This is a genomic window from Deltaproteobacteria bacterium, from assembly GCA_012522415.1.
GTDB lineage: Bacteria > Desulfobacterota > Syntrophia > Syntrophales > JAAYKM01 > JAAYKM01.
Map to the genome: position 1 here is coordinate 1 of JAAYKM010000080.1, position 18,123 is coordinate 18,123.

Sequence of the window (18,123 nt, forward strand, 5' to 3'; positions counted from 1 at the left end):
ATTGTATCTCTTGCGGTGCTTGTGAGGATTTGTGTCCCGTGGGGGCCATCAGCGAGGGAAGTGACCAATACGTGATCGACGCGGGCAAATGCACCGACTGCGGAGATTGCGCTGAGAGCTGTCCCGTCGATGCAATCAAAGGAGAGAAGAAATAGGCGACAGCGAATAAAAACGGCGATCGAGGGGAAACTTTGCCGGCACAGCGCTGTGTTTCGGAACGGGTTTCCCCTTTTTTTTGGCGAAGCGGGGGGTGTAGGGAGACATCCATGGCGCATTTTATCACTTTTGAAGGCGGGGAAGGTTCGGGTAAGACAACTCAGGTCAGGCAGGCGGGCGAGTTTCTGCGGCAACGGGGCATTCCCTTCCTGCTTACGGAAGAACCCGGCGGTACCTCCCTGGGTTTGAAAATAAGAGAACTGTTGCTTCAGCGTCATGCCATCTCTATTTCCGCCCTGGCGGAATTGCTTTTGTTCGAGGCATCCCGTTGTCAGCATGTGGAAACCGTAATCCGCCCGGCCCTGCGGGCGGGAAAGGTCGTTTTATGTGACCGGTATACGGATGCAACGATTGCCTACCAGGGATTCGGCCGGAGCCTCTGTCCCGATCGGATCCGTTTTCTCAATGACCTTGCTACGGATTCGCTCAAGCCTGACTGGACCTTTCTTTTAGACGTCCCCGCCGAAACCGGACTGGCGCGGGCGATACAGAGAATGAATCTTGAGGAGCACCTCCCCAAAGAAGATCGTTTCGAACAGGAGACCCTCGCCTTCCATCAGAGGGTCCGCGACGGCTACCGCACGCTGGCCCAAGCGGAACCCAAACGTTTTATCGTTCTGGATGGAACGAAGCCTGTTGACGAACTCCATCAGGAAATTTGTTCCCGGATTGAAGTGTGGGCTGGAGAGAAACCTGATGTCATTTAAAAACATCCACGGACATGAGCGACAGGTCCGTTTCCTGTTGATGACTCTGGAACGGAAACGTATGCCTCATGCCTACCTCTTTTCCGGCATGACCGGTGTGGGGAAGCGCTCCGTCGCCTTAGAACTGGCCAAAGTAATCAACTGCGCGGACAAAGCGAGTCCGGCAGATGCCTGCGACCGCTGTCCTTCCTGCCTGAAGATGACTCAGGGGAATCACCCCGATTTCGTCAGCATTGAACCCGAAGGGCAGTTCGTTCGCATCGAATCCATTCGGAGCATGCAAAATCAGATGCAGTTCGCCCCCCTGGAGGGGCCATACCGCATCGTTGTCGTCAACGATGCGGACAAAATGCACATCACGTCTGCCAACGCCCTCTTGAAAACCCTGGAGGAACCGCCACCGAGGAACCTTCTGGTCCTGATCACGGCAAATCCAAACGGCCTTCCTCGCACCATCCTTTCCCGCTGTCAGCGGATTCATTTTCCCCCCCTTGGCCGCGAAGTCATAGCGTCTCACTTCGTGAAACAACATGGCTCGACCGATGCGGACGCATCCATGATCGCCGGGACTTCCGGCGGCAACCTGGCCAGGGCGATCGAAATGGTTCAGGAGGATTTCAAATCCCTCCGAGATCGCACCATGGAGGATCTCACAGCAATCCATGACAAAAACATGATGAAAATGCTAACCTTTACCAATAATTTCGGAAAGGATCGGACAGACATCGTCCGAAAACTGGACATCATCCAGTCCTGTTACCGTGATGCCCTGGTCTACCGGGAGACGGGCAAGGAACGTTCCCTCCTGAACCGGGATCGAATGGACATAATCGAACCCTTGTCCCGCCGGTTCGATGGGAAGCGCCTCCTGGAACACCTACGTACGGTGGGACAGGCGCTTCAGGCCATTGACCGGAACGCCAATAAAGCGTTGACTTTGGAGGCAATGATGTTTAAACTCGTGCATCAGTAGTGGCAGGAGGCATAGTTTTTGAAGGATATCGTAGGGGTAAAGTTTCGCAGAGAAGGAAAGATCTATTGGTTTGCATCCCCTTTTCCCACCCTCAAGAAAGACATCCAGGTCATCGTCGAAACAGAAAGCGGTCTCGCCCTGGGCTCGGTTATAACCGAAGTCAGATCCGTTCCCGATGAGGAAGCACCGCCGGACCTGAAGCCGGTGATTCGGGAATTCACCGAATTGGATCATCCCACCCAGGAGGAAAACCGCAAACTCGAACAAAATGCGAAAACTTACTTCAATGACCGCATTCGAGTTCGTTCCCTGCCCATGAAGCTTATCGATGTGGAGTGTTTTTTCGATAAAAGCAAAATCGTATTTTACTTCACCGCGGACAATCGGGTTGATTTTCGTGACCTCGTCAAGGACCTGGTGCAGAAGTTCCGGATCAAAATTGAACTCCGCCAGATCGGGGCCCGCCAAGAAGCCCGCATGATCAAGGGACTCGGCATCTGCGGGCGGGAGGTCTGTTGCGCGACATTGTTGCACAACCTGGAACGCGTTACGGTCAAGATGGCGAAAGAACAGAATATATCCCTCAATCCGGAAAAAATTTCGGGACTTTGCGGACGCCTGATGTGCTGTCTCGCCTTTGAGTATGACACCTATATCGATATGAAGAAAAACCTGCCCAAACGGGGCAAGATCATCGACACCCCCGAGGGAAAAGGCAAGGTCGTCCGTCAGAATGTGCCTCAGGGTGAAGTGGCTGTCCTACTGGAAGACGGCACCGAGGTCGCCGTAAGCATGAAAAGGAAGTCCAAAACGCGATAATCGCCACTCCCCGGATGCGGAAAGGCCCAGAAACATGGATAAAGTATTTTATGTAACGACACCCATTTATTACGTCAACGCATCTCCTCGCATCGGCCATGCCTACACAACCATCGTTGCCGACGTGATGGCGCGTTATTACCGTATGAACGGCTACAGGACTTTTTTTCTGACGGGCACCGACGAACACGGTGACAAGATCGCCGAAGCGGCACAAAAAGCGGGCATCAGCCCCAAGGCCTATGCCGACGACATCAGCGCCCAGTTCCGCGCACTGTGGCCCGAATTATCCGTAACAAATGACCACTTTATACGAACAACGGATAAAAACCACATCGAGACGGTGACAAGAATCCTTCAGCAGGTCTACGATCAGGGGGACATCTACTTCGGCAGCTATGAAGGGTACTATTGCGTCGGATGCGAACGGTTCTACATGGAAAAGGAACTGGTGGACGGGAAATGCCCCGATCACGAAACGAAACCGGAATTCCGTAAGGAAAGCAACTACTTTTTCCGGATGAACAAATATCAGGCATGGTTGATTCAGTATATCCAGGACCATCCCGACTTCATCCGGCCCGAACGATACCGAAACGAGGCCCTGGCCTTTTTACGGGACCCCCTGGAGGACCTCTGCATTTCCCGGCCCAAAAGCCGCCTCACCTGGGGCATCACCCTCCCTTTCGACGAAAACTACGTCACCTATGTCTGGTTTGACGCTCTGATCAACTACATCACGGGAATCGGCTACCCTGACGGAGCAGACTTCCCTGTTTTCTGGCCCGCGGCCCAGCACCTGATCGCCAAGGACATTCTCAAACCGCACGGTATATACTGGCCCACGATGCTCAAAGCCGCCGGAATCGAACCCTTCAGGCATCTCAATGTTCACGGTTACTGGAATGTCGATCAGAGCAAGATGTCGAAAAGCCTGGGAAATGTGGTAAAGCCTCTGGAACTGAAAGACAAATACGGGCTCGACGCTTTCCGCTATTATCTGCTGCGGGATATGGTCTTCGGTCTTGACTCCAGCTTCAGCGAAGAAAGTTTTGTTCAGCGAACCAACGCCGATCTGGCGAACGATCTCGGGAATCTGGTCAGCCGGGTGATTGCCATGACAGTGAAGTATTTCGACGGCAAGGTGCCCGCCCCCTCTCAGACGGAACCGATCGATCAGGCCCTGATCGAAACGGGCGCACGTGTTGTCCGGGAATCCTCCGCTTTCTTTGAGGACCTGGCCTTCCACAAAAGCCTGATGGCGATCTGGGAATTGATCAGCACCGCCAACAAGTACATCGTCGAACAGGAACCCTGGAGCCTGGCCAGGGATCCGGCACGCCGGGAAAGGCTCGGCACCCTTCTCTATCACCTCCTGGAAGCCCTTCGGACCGTAGCGGTCCTCATCACACCCTACATGCCCAGAACGGCGGACAAGATCCTGGAGCAACTCGGCATCACCGATGCGGGCCGCCGGGATTTCGCCACCCTCACCTCCTGGGGAGGATTAACGGCGGGCACGATCCTGAAACCCGGGGAAACACTCTTCCCGCGGATCGAACTCAAAAAGAAAAGCCCGACTACGCCGCCCCCATCCAAACCGGAAGCGCAGCCCATGAAAGCGGAAATTGACTACGCCGATTTCGAGAAGGTCGATCTCAGGGTCGCCACGATCCTCCAGGCCGAGGCAGTACCGAAGTCAAACAAGCTGCTGAAACTGCTGGTCGATATCGGAGAAAAGCGAACCATCGTGGCGGGCATTGCCAAAGCGTATAAACCGGAGGAATTGGTAGGAAAAAAGGTCGTCGTCGTGGCGAATCTCAAGCCGGCAAAACTCATGGGTGTGGAATCCCGGGGGATGATTCTCGCGACGGATACCACGGACAGCCTCACAATCCTGACCTTTGACCGGGAACCGGAAACGGGCGGCCGTGTCCGCTAGCGACTGACGGAGACTGCGCGACGCAGAACCCTTCATCTCGGGCAGGATCTGTTGTTCCTGAAAATCACGAGGCGTTTCTCCCGTTGGCATGTTTGTGTTATCCCGTTTCGTACGCGTCTCAGCACCTTCCTGTCTTCACCCCGCTTTCTCCATGAAAGCCCGCGTTCACATCCCGTCCGCTCATGTTCTGCAGTGTGGCAATCCTCTGTGCCAGCGGCGGGTGGGAATAGTAAAACCACGCGTAAAACGGGTGGGGATGGAGGTTGGCCAGGTTGTCCTTCGCCAGGCGTTTCATCGCCCGGGCCAGATCCTCCCCCGTACCGATCATGTCCACCGCAAAACGGTCGGCCTCTTGTTCATATTTGCGTGATATCACGGCCATAAATGGCTTGAGAAAAAAGAACAGGGGCTTCACAAGCAGAAAAACGAGGAACAGGCCCGCATAAGGCGCCTGCGGGGGAAAGCCGAAGGTCCGGTATAAAAGGGGCCACTCGAGGAGCAGGAAAGAGCCCCCCAGAATGAACAAGGCAACACATTCCATGGTGACAATCTGCTTCAGGACATGCTTTTTCTTCCAGTGGCCGATCTCATGGCCCAGGATGGACAGAATTTCTCCCCGGTCATGAACTTCCACGAGGGTATCGTAGAGAACGATGCGTTTCGTGCGCCCCAGACCGGTGAAATAGGCGTTGGTGTGGCGGCTTCTTTTGCCGGCGTCCACCTGAAAAACGCCCTTGGCCCGGATACCCGCCTGTTCCGCCAGGGCCATGATCCGGTCCCGGAGTGCTCCATCCTGAACGGGGACATACCTGTTGAAAAGAGGGGCAATCAGCACCGGGTAGAGCCAGGACAGGAGCAGTTGCAAAAGAGAAAAGGCAACCCAGGCCCAGAGCCACCAGGTATTCGGCAATTGACGCAACAAAATGAACAGAACCGTCATGAAAATGACCATCAGGCACACGGAAATCACTGTAGTCTTGAAAAGATCGGCCAACCACAGTCTGACGGTTATGGTGGAAAACCCATACTTCTTTTCGATGACAAAGGTCCGGTAGAAATCGAGGGGGATTTGCAAAACCGTGCCGCCCAAAAGGAGAATGAGCCAGAAAAGATTCCCCCGCAGGACAAAGGCCAAGTCAAGCGACTCGACCTGGGAAACCAGCCAGGAAAAAGATCCCGTCAGGAGCAAGGACAGCACAAGAGCATCGGTGAGGAAATCCTCGACATGGCCGAAACGGGCGAGGGAGACGGTGTAATCCCGCATCCGACCGAGGGTGCCCTGATCGATCTCTCCGGCAAAAACCCCGGGAATCTCCGCGCCATGTCTCGTTAAATACGCGATATTCAGCCTGGACAGAAACCACTTCACGAAGAGCCTGAGGCCCAGTATCATCAGAAAAACCAGCAACAGGACATTCCATTCGATCATTGCCGTCCCCAGAATAGGCTATGAAGACCAATTTCTAAAAAATCAGCGGAAAAAACACTGCCACAAAATACCATACCCCGGAAATTGTTTTGCCTGATCATCCAGCACCTACTGAACCGCTACATCGTATTGTGAGGCGATAGGTGATATTCAAGCACGCATGCTCCCCAAGAATGGCCTGGACAATCCTTTCATCGCCTGATTTATCCGCGGACTGTGGGAAACACCCTCATCACGGGCCGCCCGTTCGGACCGATACCCCGGTGGCTACCGGGGTGCCATCGGGATTAAGCGTACCGCTCAAAGCAGAGGGGGGGATGTTCCAATCAGGTTGGAAGGGTTCAGTACACCGGATTTTACTACGAAGCCAGGACCTGTAAATCCTTGGCCTAAATCCGGGCATTATCGGCTTTCGTGGAGGCCCGATCCGTGAGTTCGGAGCAAGCGCCACCGGCAATCGCCCATAAGTAAAGGCTTGCCGTGGAAGCATAGGGGGAATAAAGCTGTTTGTACCGGGAAAAAAGTCGCGGGGTAATCTTCCGATGACCGTATAACATGCGCAAACCACGGTGAATCCCAAAATCACCCCAGCTCAAAATATCGGGGCGCTGCATGGAAAAAAGCATGATCATCTCCGCCGTCCAGACTCCCACGCCCTTGAGACGAACAAGCGTCTCGCATACCTCTTCTTCGGGCATCGCCGCCAATGCTGGCAGGTCAACACGTCCGTTCAGAATTTGCTCGGCCATATCTTTTATGTAAAGGGCCTTCCTTCCCGATATGCCGAAAGCGCGCAGTTCCTGAACACACAGTTGATTGATCGATTGCGGATCCATCGGACGGATCCCGTTTCGCATCCTGTTCCAGATTGACGTTTGGGCTTTTGTGGATATCTGCTGGCCCACGATCGATTTAACGAGAGCCGCGAATATATCGGAGGTAATTTCACGATTAATCTTGCCGATGCGATCAATCGCCTCCCCTAAAATCGGATCACGTGATTTCAGGTGTTCAATTTCTTTTTCCCCGTAAAAGAAATAATTTCTTTGGAGGTTTGATTTTTCCAGGTCCAGCAGGTACTGCTTGATGGGAAGCCCCCCGGCATAACCGGTTAAGCTGCCGTCATACCCCACGACACGATGGCAGGGGACAACGATCGCGATGGGGTTGCGGTTGTTGGCCATTCCTACCGCTCTGCACGCCTTCGGATTGCCAACCCCGACGGCAATTTCTTTGTAGCTGCGTGTTTCGCCATATGGGATTTCCCGTAAAGCCTGCCATACCGATTGCTGAAATACCGTGCCCTTCAATAAAAGGGGAACGGTAAAATCTTTTCTGCTCCCGCTGAAATATTCGGACAGCTGACGGCCCGTCTCCTTGATCAAGGGCGTCTCCGCATTGTCATATCCGGCCAAGGAACGGTCCTCCCCAGCAAAGCCTATGTGTATAATTGCGTGTTCTTCTTCAACAATCCAGAGTTTTCCGATGGGAAAATCATAATGCCACCTTTTTTTCATCGTATTCTCCTCATATCGTCGGCACAAGCCACATCTTCTTTTCCTTACGCCTCGTAAACCTGAAGCAACGCCTGAAATGATTATTTCGTCCCCTGGAGCATTTTCTCTTTTTCCGCAAGTTTCTTTCTTATTTCCGGAATCGCAGCCAAGGCGGCTTTCTCTCCTTCCATAATGGCAAGGTTTTTCTGATCAAAATCGGTCGCCCCGATTTGACCGACCTTCGGCCGGATGATCACATCGGCCCGGGCCAGTTCCTGTTCCCCCAGTTTTTGTCCCATAATGACGATCGATTGCCCGACCACGCCCAGCGGGCTGCGGCCGGCGCTGCTGTCTTTTGCTTTTCGGGAAATATCCACGGCGATAACCAAGGTTCCACCCAATTCCCGAGCGGCATCCACGGGTACCGGGCTTACGACACCGCCATCGACATATTTTTTGCCCAGTATCTCAGCAGGTTCGAAAACCCCCGGTATGCTACAGGATGCGCGGACGGCCAAGCCGGTATTACCGCGCACGAAATGAATTCTCTGCCCTGTACCCAACTCCGTGGCTACAGCGGCAAACGGCTTTCCCAGTTTTTCGAGAGGCCGCTGGCCAACCAGGCTGTTTACGTAATTCTGAAGTCTCAGTCCTTTCAGCAGACCTCCTGAAAGAAGGCTAAAGTCCCGGATTTTTGACTCATCCAGGTCAAAGGCCTTCTCCTGAAGGGTGAAAGCGTTCATGCCGCTGCAATAGAGGCTCCCGACAATACTGCCGGCACTTGTTCCGGAAACGACATCCGGCGCGAGGCCCTGAGATTCCAGCATTTTTATGACACCGATATGGGCGTATCCCTTGGCGGCACCCCCACCCAGCGCCAGCCCGATTTTTACTCCGGATGCTTGCGGCGGAGAAAGAGTTTTTCCTGGCGTCATTGAGCAGGCAAGCAAAAAACAGCCCAGCAAAACTGATAACAATACCCGGTACTTCATGCATCGACCTCTGAAAGGAATCCTCTGACCGTGGAGCCTGGAAACCGTCTTCCACAGCACCTAAAGCGACCGAAACCGCCATCGCTTGACCCTCGGGATGAGGCTCACTTTACGATCTGATGTATCTTACGTGAAAAGAGGACCGACCGCCAGTTTTTTTACGAATCCAATTGCGGTAGGGGCCCCAGCTCTTTCACAATTTACTATTGACACGCCCGCGCCTTATGTCCTATAGTCTGCGCGCCGAAAAACGGTATCCTAATCAATCACTTAATATTTTTCTCTTTCACCGCCGCGATCTGCATCATAATTTTCGCGGTAAGGAGAGGGGTTGTCATACCGAAGTTTCTTTGCAATGACAGGCAAAAGGAAGCGGGGGAAAGCAGGTTTGAAAACCCTCGGCTGTTTTGAATTTGAACTCTAACAATTGATTAAAAGATTATGAAGCTATTACAAACGACTTACATGGGGTTTACGCTGCGATCACCGATCATTGCCGGAAGTTCGGGCATGACCAAATCACTGAGAAATCTGGAGGAAATCGAAAAAAACGGTGCCGGTGCGGTGGTACTCAAATCACTGTTCGAAGAACAAATCCGGAACGATATAAAGAGAAATATTGCGGATTCTCATGATACGTACGCATATCCGGAGGCTTTTGATTATATCAGCAATTTCACGAAGGCCGGTGTCGTTGACGAGTATCTTACCCTGATCGGAGAGGCTAAAAAATCGATATCCATTCCGGTCATTGCCAGTATCAATTGTGTTTCGGGAACTGACTGGATTGAATATGCGAAAAGATTCGAGGATGCCGGCGCTGACGCCCTCGAATTGAATATTTTCATTCTACCGTCAGACTTGACAAAAAGTGCCGACGATACTGAAAAAACATACTTCGAGATCGTTGAAAACGTAAAAAAACAGACGTCCATCCCTATATCAGTCAAAATTGGTTACTATTTCACGAGCCTTGCCAAAACAGTTGTCACCTTGTCATGGACCGGGATTAAGGGTATCGTTTTGTTTAACAGGGCGTATTCCCCTGACATAAACATCGAAACCATGCAGATCAGCCCTCCCCACGTTTTCAGCTCTCCCGAGGAATCCGCTCTCCCTATGCGCTGGATCGCCCTGTTGTCCGACAGAACACATTGCGATCTCGCGGGCTCAACAGGGGTTCACACGGGCGAAGCCGCCGTAAAACTCATTCTTGCAGGCGCTTCGGCCGTTCAAGTGTGCAGTGTCCTGTACAAAAAGAAATTCTCCGCCATTGCTGAAATCAACGCTTTCATTGCAGACTGGATGAAGAAAAACAATTTTGAATCGATCGATGATTTTAAGGGGACAATGAGCTATAAAAACATCCCCAATCCCGCGGCCTATGAACGTGTGCAGTTCATGAAGTATTTCGCGGGGATCGAGTAACTTTTTCGGCTTCAGCACAAAACAGATGACCTTTACAGGTCGAGTTGCATAGCATCCTACAGGCGGCATATGTTACGCGGCTTTATCCAAATGCCGATGATTACTTCCCCTCCCGTCTAGTACAATAAGAACGAAAATTATTCGTGCCCTGTTGAAAAGGCCTGACCGAGACGGCCACAGCCTGCACCGCCGACATAGATCACGGCTGTCGGGACTGGTTATACCGGTAACAGTTCATCCACGGACCATTGGAAAAGAGGTTGTTCAATAACATATTCAAATGGTTACTATGTTTAGACCCGAATCTTTGGACGAAAGCGGACAGACGTCAGTGAAAATTTCCTTGAACACCGATTTTCGCAGACTTATTTGACACAAGATTTTCATCAACCACTCATGAAGCTAAATCACAGATAGCATAATAATACAAGCAGGTTACAATCGTAGATAATTGGCACAAACAAAAAATACCCTTAAAATATGACGTGATACTAAGGAAAATCGTCACAGTTATCATTGACAAGCTCTTGCAGCATAGAATCATAAGATGATTCTTTATAGCCACCTAACATCCAATCATTACAAGTAAATTTTCTCTGTACCCCAAAGGGTTGCCATAGAAAAGCAATTGGTGTATTTCTTTTATTACAATATGTAAATTGGCATTATTACCGTCATAGCTTATAGGGTGGAATGGGTCTTGCGGAAGAAGGATTTCCCGAGCTTTCCCGTCCAAGCCGCTTGAAGATCGGCCTGACCGTCAAAGAAGTGAAGACTCCCAAAAGGTCGGAAAGGGTTTCGGTAGCTCAAATGGATGGACAGCATCTACCCTGCGGGTCGGCAGGCGTTTTCTTGTTTGCGCCTTCCTTAAAGAGCTTCAATATACCCAAACTTGTTCGAGCTGCGGAACTCCCCGGCAGCAAGGTAAGTCCACCTGTCGGCTATCTGATGTCCTTTCTGACTATAACTCATTGGGACGGAGCGGTACGCCCATATGGAAAAACATGCTTTCGATCCCGGCCTGGGATTGTTTGCGGGTCTAAGCCCCTTACCCAAATATACAGTCATGTCCACGTATTCCTATTCTCTTTCTCTCTATTGGAGGCTTTACGGCCAAAAATTATGACGGTTACACGGGAAGGAATCCCAAATCAGGGAAAAGCGTAACCGTAAAACCGAACATATTGCCGTTCTTCAAAGTTGGTAAGGAATTGGGAGAGCGGGTGGATGGTTGGGTCGCAAAGATGTTGCCACAGAAGATGATAGCGAAGATGCATTTTACCCTGACATGCAAGAGGAGCTGCGCAGGCAAGCCGGCAAGAGTCCCCGATTCCGGGGTTGCAGTTTACTTGTTTTCACAAGGTGGGACATGAGGAGACAAAAATACGCTCATTCAATGGCGGGTAAACCCTGCCGGGAATGGCATCGTCTGGAAGATCATTTACTTGAAACGGCGAAGCTTGCGGGCACCTTTGCCGCTGAGTTCGGCGCCGGTGAGTGGGGGTATCTTGCCGGGTTGTGGTACGATCTGGGGAAATAAATATTAACAAGAAAGGATGCAGGAGGGATTGAAAAATGGAGCACAACTCATGACTGTTTACATAGCCCACAAAGATCAACTTCTTCATGAACACCTTAATAATGTTGCTGAACTTGCTAAAATGCATGCTGAAAAAATAGGGTTGGGGCCTTATGGTGAACTGCTGGGGCTTCTCCATGATTTCGGAAAATACAGCACTGAATTTCAAAAGTACATTACGGATGCAATTAAGAAAAACGACCCCGAGTTCGATCCGGACGAAGACGAGGAGTTCGAAGATCCAACGGGGAAAAAAGGTAAAATCGATCATTCAACAGCCGGAGCCCAGTTGCTTTGCCGTAAGATCGCTTCTTCCAATGCCCATAAAATCCTCGTTCAGTTTTTGGCCCTTTGTCTGGTGTCGCATCATTCCGGCCTCATAAATTGTTTAACGACTGACAATAGCGGTACTTGGGACTCTTATGCGAAGAGGCTCTTAAAAAGTGACCACAAAACTCACGAAAATGAATGTTCGGAGAACATTGATAAGTACGTCCTCGAAAGGATAAACACCATTCTTACAGATGAGTCCTTTACAAAGCCGTTTGAAGAGATTTGCCGGGATATTGTGCGGGCTTCTCCGGAAAAGAATCCCTTCTCAACAGTCGCACAATTCCAATTGGGGTTGCTGGTTCGGTTTCTATTCAGTGCACTCATTGATGCCGACCGGCAGGATACGGCAGACTCTGGAAAACCAAAGGCGGCCAAGCATCGCCAACAGGGGAATTACCGGTCGTGGAATGAACTGGTTGAACGCCTCGAAAATAAATACAAAACTTTTGAGACAAAAAACCGTGTGGATGAAATTCGGAAAGACGTATCCGAACATTGTCTTCATGTCGCGAAGTGTCCAAGGGGTTTGTTTACTCTGACTGTGCCGACCGGTGGCGGGAAAACTCTGGCCAGTCTTCGCTTCGCCTTGCACCATGCTGAGCACCAGAAAGAACAGCGGGACATCAAGAGAATTATCTATGTGATACCGTTTACCTCGATCATTGATCAAAATGCGCGGGTGGTGCGGGAAATCCTTGAACCGAAAGAGTGTCCTGAAGATGCCGGTAAAATTGTTCTTGAACACCATTCAAACATCGGAGCCGATGTTCAGTCCTGGAAGGAGAAGCTCCTGACGGAGAATTGGGATGCGCCCATTATCTTTACCACAATGGTTCAATTCCTGGAGGCGCTCTTCGGGGCCGGAACACGCGGCGCAAGAAGGATGCACCAGTTGGCTAAAGCGGTCATTGTTTTTGACGAGATTCAGACACTGCCGGTAAGATGTGTCCATCTTTTCAATAACGCGATCAACTTTCTCGTTGATCATTGCGGTAGCACCGTTGTTCTCTGCACCGCTACACAGCCACTTTTAGGTGCTGTTGATGAAAAGAAAGGCGCCTTGAGACTTTCAGAAGAAAATGAACTGATACCCAATGTCGGCAAACTTTTTGAAGACCTGCAAAGGGTTGAAGTTCATGATTGCCGGAGATCGCCCGGCTGGACTTATCCGGAGATTGCGGTGCTTGCGGTTGAACAGGTCAAGATAAACGGAAGTTGTCTTGTTGTGGTCAACGTGAAGAAAGCCGCCCGAATCATTTTTGAGGAAGCAGGGAAAAGTGAAATAGAGATCTTCCATTTAAGCACGGGAATGTGTCCCGCACACCGGAAGCGGGCGCTCGAAACGATTCGTCAGAAACTCGATCATAAAGAGCCGCTTCTCTGTGTCAGCACACAGTTAATCGAGGCTGGGGTAGACATTAGTTTCCGGTCGGTTATCCGTCTGCTTGCCTGGCTTGACTCCATTACCCAGGCGGCGCGCCGCTGCAATCGCCACGGCGATTCGGAAATCGGCAATGTGTTTATTGTAAATCCCCTTGAAGAGAATCTCGATTATCTGGAGGACATTGCATCCGGCAGAGAAAAATCGAATCGTGTTCTTGATGACTACAAAGATGGTCCGCTGAAATACGACAGCGATATCATCGGTCCGAAGATGCTTGAATGGTACTACCGAAATTACTTCTACAAACAGAAAGAAGAAATGGACTACAGAGTATCAGCCAAAGAGTGTGGTCGAGATGACACTTTGCTTAGCCTTCTATCAAATAATACTTTAGCGCTGACAAGGGAAGATTTGAAAAAGAATGTCTTGCGCCAATCATTTATGACGGCAGCGAAACTATTCAAATCAATCGATGCGCCGACGCAAAGTGTGATTGTAAAATACTGCAAAGAGGGAAAAGATCTGATCGACCAGCTTTGTGCAGCATTTGAAATTGAAAAGCAATATGCCCTAATCAGAAAGGCGCAGCAATATTCGGTTAATTTGTATCCTCATGAATTTGAAAAGTTAAAAAAGCAGAATGCCATTTATCCCGTTCAGAAAGGGACGGAAATTTTTTATCTTGATAATCAGTATTATAGCAAAATAACCGGCATTTCATTTGATCCCGTAAGAAAGGAGGAACAATTCAAAGATGAATTCATTACCTAAGAACAGCATTGAATTCAGGCTCTGGGGCCGATATGCGCTCTTCACCGACCCGCTGACCAAAATCGGCGGTGAGAAATGCTCCTATCATCTTCCGACTTATGAGGCCCTGAAGGGCGTCTGCAAGTCAATCTACTGGAAGCCCACGTTCATCTGGGTGGTTGACCAGGTAAGAGTGATGAAACGCATCCGTACACAAACAAAGGGCACGAAGCCACTTGAGTTCAGTGGAGGGAACACGCTGGCGATTTACACATTCCTCTCCGATGTCGAGTACCAGGTGCGCGCTCATTTTCTCTGGAACCGGCACCATAATAACCTTGAGAGAGATCAGATCGATGGCAAACATTTTGCCATTGCGAAGCGGATGCTTGAAAGAGGCGGCAGGCAGGACATCTTTCTCGGCACGCGCGACTGCCAAGGATATGTCGAACCATGTACCTTCGCTGAAGGGGAAGGGGCTTATGACAGAGACAATGAAATTGGCTATGGGCTGATGTTTCATGGGTTTGACTATCCCGATGAAACGGGCTCCGACAAATTATACGCCCGCTTTTGGTATCCGACGCTTAAGAATGGTGTGCTGACTTTTGAACGACCGGAAGATTGTATACATCGAAAGTTCGTGAGAAACATGAGATCGAAGATCTTTGGAGCCGAAAATGTCAAATCGGTTGAGATGGAAGCCGAGGAACTGGAGGTGATGGGATGAGCTGGATACAAAGACTGTACGAGACTTATGAACATTGTTCAACGAGGCCGCCTCCTGACATCCCAAATCCGATATCGCACACAACCCAGATGGCACATATTGAGATCATTATAGATGGTCAGGGTAACTTTCGCCGAGCTAAAGTCATAGAAAATAAAGAGGAACAAAAAACCCTGATCCCCTGCACCGAAGAATCTGGAGGACGTGCAGGGATAAAGCCGAAGGCTCATCCACTATGCGACAAACTTCAGTATATTGCCGGTGATTTCATCGAATATGGGGGAAAAGTAACAAGCGGATTTGCAGGTAAGCCGTCGGAACCTTATGACGATTTTTTGGATATACTAGGAAGATGGAAGAAATCAGAGTTTGATCATCCAATGGTTGCTGCAATTTACGATTATCTGAAAAAAGGGACCGTTATCGCAGACCTCATTTCAGAAGGAGTATTGCCGACCATTCAAAATGGAACCACAATTACAGTTACGGAAACGTTTGAGGGAGATAAGAAAACTGCACCTCCAATATTTCGGGCTTTGCCGCAGGGACAGATACCGATAGATGCCTTTGTTCGCTTCCAGGTCGAAGGTGATTTTGTTGAATCTGCTATTTGGAAATCTTCATCACTGAGAGAGTGTTGGATATCCTTCCATAACAGTATTCTCAAAGAGGAAGGGTTTTGTCTAGTTACAGGGCAAGAAAAGGTGAAACTTGCACTAAATCATCCGGCAAAACTGCGACATGATGCAGACAAGGCTAAACTCATTTCGTCAAACGATTTGACTGGATATACATTTAGAGGGAAGTTCTTGTCTGCGGGACAAGCAGCCGGGGTCTCTTTTGAGGTTACGCAAGAGGCTCATAGTGCTTTGCAATGGCTCATTCGCCGTCAGGCATTTCGCAGCGGTGACCAGGTTTTTGTCTCGTGGGCAACAACAGGGAAATCAATCCCCGACCCTTGCGCCAATTCCTGGGATTTTCTCGGTGATGATTTTCAAACTACTGATACTTCTGCCTCACAAACTGGTGATGTTGGGCAATCTTTTGCGTTGCGATTCAAAACAAAACTCAAAGGATACAAACTCAACATTAACGATACGGAAAACATTGTCGTACTGGGTTTAGATTCTGCGACACCGGGACGCATGGCAATTACTTTCTATCGCGAACTAACCGGTTCTGAATTTCTTGAGCGCATAGAAAAATGGCATACCGATTTTGCCTGGTTACAGGACTTTGGTACAAAACAGGATAAGGGCACGAAAGAGAAAACAAGAATTATCTTTGAAGGAGCGCCGGCGCCGAAAGACATCGCATGGTGCGCATACGGCAACAAGGTGGAGGGGAAAAACGGGATCAAACTTCTCAATGCCACGGTTGAGCGATTGATGCCCTCAATCATCGACGGCAGGCCGGTTCCTCGCGATTTGGTTGAACAATGTGTGCGCCGCGCTTCAAACAGGGTCGCTCTTGAACCGTGGGAGTTTGAAAAATGCTTAGGAATAACCTGTGCGTTATATAAAGGATTTTATAATGAAAGGGGGTACAAGATGGCACTGGAAGAAGAAAGATGTTCACGAGATTATCTTTACGGCAGATTGCTTGCGGTGGCGGACCAGATTGAATCAAAAGCGTTGCAGCTTGCGAATGAAAATCGGGGAACAACAGCATCTCGCCTTATGCAGCGTTTTTCTGATAGGCCTTTCTCAACTTGGAAGAATATTGAGGAAGCCTTAAAGCCTTACGAAGACAGAATACGGGCAAGGTATTCCGGTCTGCTTGACGGCTATAAAGAGCTGCTTGATGTTATTCATTCAAAAATTATTTCCGCCAATTATATTACAGACGCAAGGCTAACAGGTGAATATCTGCTTGGCTACCACTGTCAACGGCAATGGTTCCGTGAACACAGACGCGAAAAAGGCCAATGGGTCTCAAAAACAGCAGCAGACAAAGACAATCAAGAAACGGATTCTGAAGAATAAATACAAAAGGAGAAATAAACTATGGCTACTCTGAGCAAGAAAATCGATTTTGCAATGATCATGAGCGTAAAGAATGCCAATCCAAACGGTGACCCGTTAAATGGGAATCGTCCTCGCACTGATTACGAAGGTCTGGGTGAAATGACCGATGTTTGCATTAAAAGAAAAATCCGGGATCGCCTGGTTGAAAGGTTTGTTTCTCTGAAAAAAGAGGGACAAGAGAAAGGGCAAGCTGTTTTTGTACAGTCTGATGATCGCAAGTGCGATGAATTCAAAAGCCTCAGGACCCGAGCCGAGGCGGCACTCGGCAAAGATATTGGCGGAACAGATACGGTAAAGAGGGCGTGTGAAGAATGGATTGATGTTCGCGCTTTCGGACAGTTGTTTGCTTTTAAGTCAGCGAAAAAAGGGAAGAATGAAGGAGATACCGGTATATCCATTGGTATTCGTGGCCCGGTAACAATTCAATCCGCTTTTAGCGTTGAACCGGTAAGTGTCTCCAGCACGCAAATCACCAAGAGTGTTAATGCGGAGGAAACGAAGGACGGGAAACGAAGTTCCGATACCATGGGCATGAAACACCGTGTGGACAACGGGATTTACGTCACGTACGGAAGTATGAATCCCCAGCTTGCCGACCGCACAAAATTTTCTGATGAGGACGCCGGGGTTATAAAGTCCATTCTTCCCAAACTCTTTGAAAATGACGCCTCCTCTGCCCGCCCGGAAGGCAGTATGGCTGTGCAGAAAGTCATCTGGTGGGAACATAACAGCAAAGCAGGTCAATATTCATCTGCCAAAGTACACAAAACACTCACTGTAAATACAGATGGAAGTTACTCGCTGAATAATCTGGATGGACTTAAACCCCAAGAGATTGATGGGTTCTGAGATGGATATGTAGAAATATCATGCGCATATTTATCAATAAGGTTTGAGAAGAAGCTGATAGTTGACCCCTTACTTATCATTGGAGGTGTCAGGAGTGAAAACCAACATCGCCATTTTCAGGGGAAGGGAAATCCGGAAAACTATTCATAATAACGAGTGGTGGTTTTCTGTTTCGGATGTCGACGAAGCATTAACTGGGTCAACAAACAGCGGAAACTATATCAAGAAAATACGTAGGCGGGACGATGGGTTATCCATAGAGTGGGGATAAATTGTCATCCCCCCTTTGGATTGAAATCCCAGGTGGGGGACAGAAGGTCAATTGTGCCAATACAGAGGGGCTGACCTTCCCCCCAGAAACTGATCCATTTCCCAATAGAGTCCTTCCTGATAATAGAGAAAGAAGAAAGGGAGGAACATTAGATGAAAGGAAAGCGATTTACACCGGAGCAAATCATTAAGATTATCA

15 protein-coding genes are annotated in these 18,123 nt (G+C 49.6%); 12 read left to right on the forward strand and 3 right to left on the reverse strand.

Annotation, left to right across the window (positions count from 1 at the left end; all coding sequences use genetic code 11):
• The 5 genes from GX147_07000 to metG form a co-directional block, all read left to right on the forward strand.
• Nucleotides 1–155 (forward strand): 4Fe-4S binding protein (locus tag GX147_07000; protein ID NLN60439.1); only part of this gene is annotated, 155 nt, incomplete at its 5' end.
• A gap of 111 nt (nucleotides 156–266) precedes the next feature.
• Nucleotides 267–923: a dTMP kinase gene (locus GX147_07005; protein ID NLN60440.1), complete on the forward strand. Its 657-nt coding sequence runs from the start codon at nucleotides 267–269 to the stop codon at nucleotides 921–923.
• Nucleotides 913–1,896, forward strand: coding sequence for a DNA polymerase III subunit delta' (gene holB / locus GX147_07010; protein NLN60441.1), 984 nt, complete (start codon nucleotides 913–915; stop codon nucleotides 1,894–1,896). Before GX147_07005 ends, holB begins: the two co-directional genes overlap by 11 nt.
• Nucleotides 1,897–1,914: 18 nt before the next feature.
• Nucleotides 1,915–2,715: a stage 0 sporulation family protein gene (locus GX147_07015; protein ID NLN60442.1), complete on the forward strand. Its 801-nt coding sequence runs from the start codon at nucleotides 1,915–1,917 to the stop codon at nucleotides 2,713–2,715.
• 34 nt (nucleotides 2,716–2,749) lie between these two features.
• Nucleotides 2,750–4,657 carry a methionine--tRNA ligase gene (gene metG / locus GX147_07020; GenBank protein ID NLN60443.1) on the forward strand — a complete coding sequence of 636 codons (1,908 nt, stop codon included), beginning with the start codon at nucleotides 2,750–2,752 and terminating at the stop codon, nucleotides 4,655–4,657.
• Nucleotides 4,658–4,775: 118 nt separating this feature from the next.
• On the opposite strand, the gene GX147_07025 is transcribed toward metG, so the two are convergent.
• The 3 genes from GX147_07025 to GX147_07035 form a co-directional block, all read right to left on the reverse strand.
• Nucleotides 4,776–6,086 carry a M48 family metallopeptidase gene (locus GX147_07025; GenBank protein ID NLN60444.1) on the reverse strand — a complete coding sequence of 437 codons (1,311 nt, stop codon included), beginning with the start codon at nucleotides 6,084–6,086 and terminating at the stop codon, nucleotides 4,776–4,778.
• A 389-nt stretch (nucleotides 6,087–6,475) separates the two neighbouring features.
• Nucleotides 6,476–7,603, reverse strand: coding sequence for a methylated-DNA--[protein]-cysteine S-methyltransferase (locus GX147_07030; GenBank protein NLN60445.1), 1,128 nt, complete (start codon nucleotides 7,601–7,603; stop codon nucleotides 6,476–6,478).
• Between the two features lie 80 nt (nucleotides 7,604–7,683).
• The gene (locus tag GX147_07035; protein NLN60446.1) at nucleotides 7,684–8,574 is read right to left on the reverse strand and encodes a patatin-like phospholipase family protein; all 891 of its coding nucleotides are present in this window, start codon (nucleotides 8,572–8,574) and stop codon (nucleotides 7,684–7,686) included.
• Nucleotides 8,575–9,015: 441 nt separating this feature from the next.
• Here GX147_07035 and GX147_07040 point away from each other — a divergent pair, with 441 nt between their 5' ends.
• The 7 genes from GX147_07040 (at nucleotide 9,016) to cas7c (ending at nucleotide 17,654) form a co-directional block, all read left to right on the forward strand.
• A complete protein-coding gene (locus GX147_07040) occupies nucleotides 9,016–10,002 on the forward strand; it encodes a dihydroorotate dehydrogenase-like protein (protein ID NLN60447.1) in 987 nt (328 codons plus the stop codon).
• 1,058 nt (nucleotides 10,003–11,060) lie between these two features.
• Nucleotides 11,061–11,375, forward strand: coding sequence for a hypothetical protein (locus GX147_07045; GenBank protein ID NLN60448.1), 315 nt, complete (start codon nucleotides 11,061–11,063; stop codon nucleotides 11,373–11,375).
• The gene (locus tag GX147_07050; protein ID NLN60449.1) at nucleotides 11,372–11,542 is read left to right on the forward strand and encodes a hypothetical protein; all 171 of its coding nucleotides are present in this window, start codon (nucleotides 11,372–11,374) and stop codon (nucleotides 11,540–11,542) included. Before GX147_07045 ends, GX147_07050 begins: the two co-directional genes overlap by 4 nt.
• 49 nt (nucleotides 11,543–11,591) lie before the next feature.
• Nucleotides 11,592–14,069: a CRISPR-associated endonuclease Cas3'' gene (locus tag GX147_07055; GenBank protein NLN60450.1), complete on the forward strand. Its 2,478-nt coding sequence runs from the start codon at nucleotides 11,592–11,594 to the stop codon at nucleotides 14,067–14,069.
• Entirely contained in the window at nucleotides 14,053–14,778 is a 726-nt protein-coding gene (gene cas5c, locus GX147_07060) for a type I-C CRISPR-associated protein Cas5 (GenBank protein NLN60451.1), read from the forward strand. The genes GX147_07055 and cas5c overlap by 17 nt, the downstream gene beginning before the upstream one ends.
• On the forward strand, nucleotides 14,775–16,763 hold the full coding sequence (gene cas8c, locus GX147_07065; protein NLN60452.1) for a type I-C CRISPR-associated protein Cas8c/Csd1: 1,989 nt from the start codon (nucleotides 14,775–14,777) through the stop codon (nucleotides 16,761–16,763). Before cas5c ends, cas8c begins: the two co-directional genes overlap by 4 nt.
• A gap of 21 nt (nucleotides 16,764–16,784) precedes the next feature.
• A complete protein-coding gene (gene cas7c / locus GX147_07070; protein NLN60453.1) occupies nucleotides 16,785–17,654 on the forward strand; it encodes a type I-C CRISPR-associated protein Cas7/Csd2 in 870 nt (289 codons plus the stop codon).
• The last annotated feature ends 469 nt before the right edge of the window (nucleotides 17,655–18,123 follow it).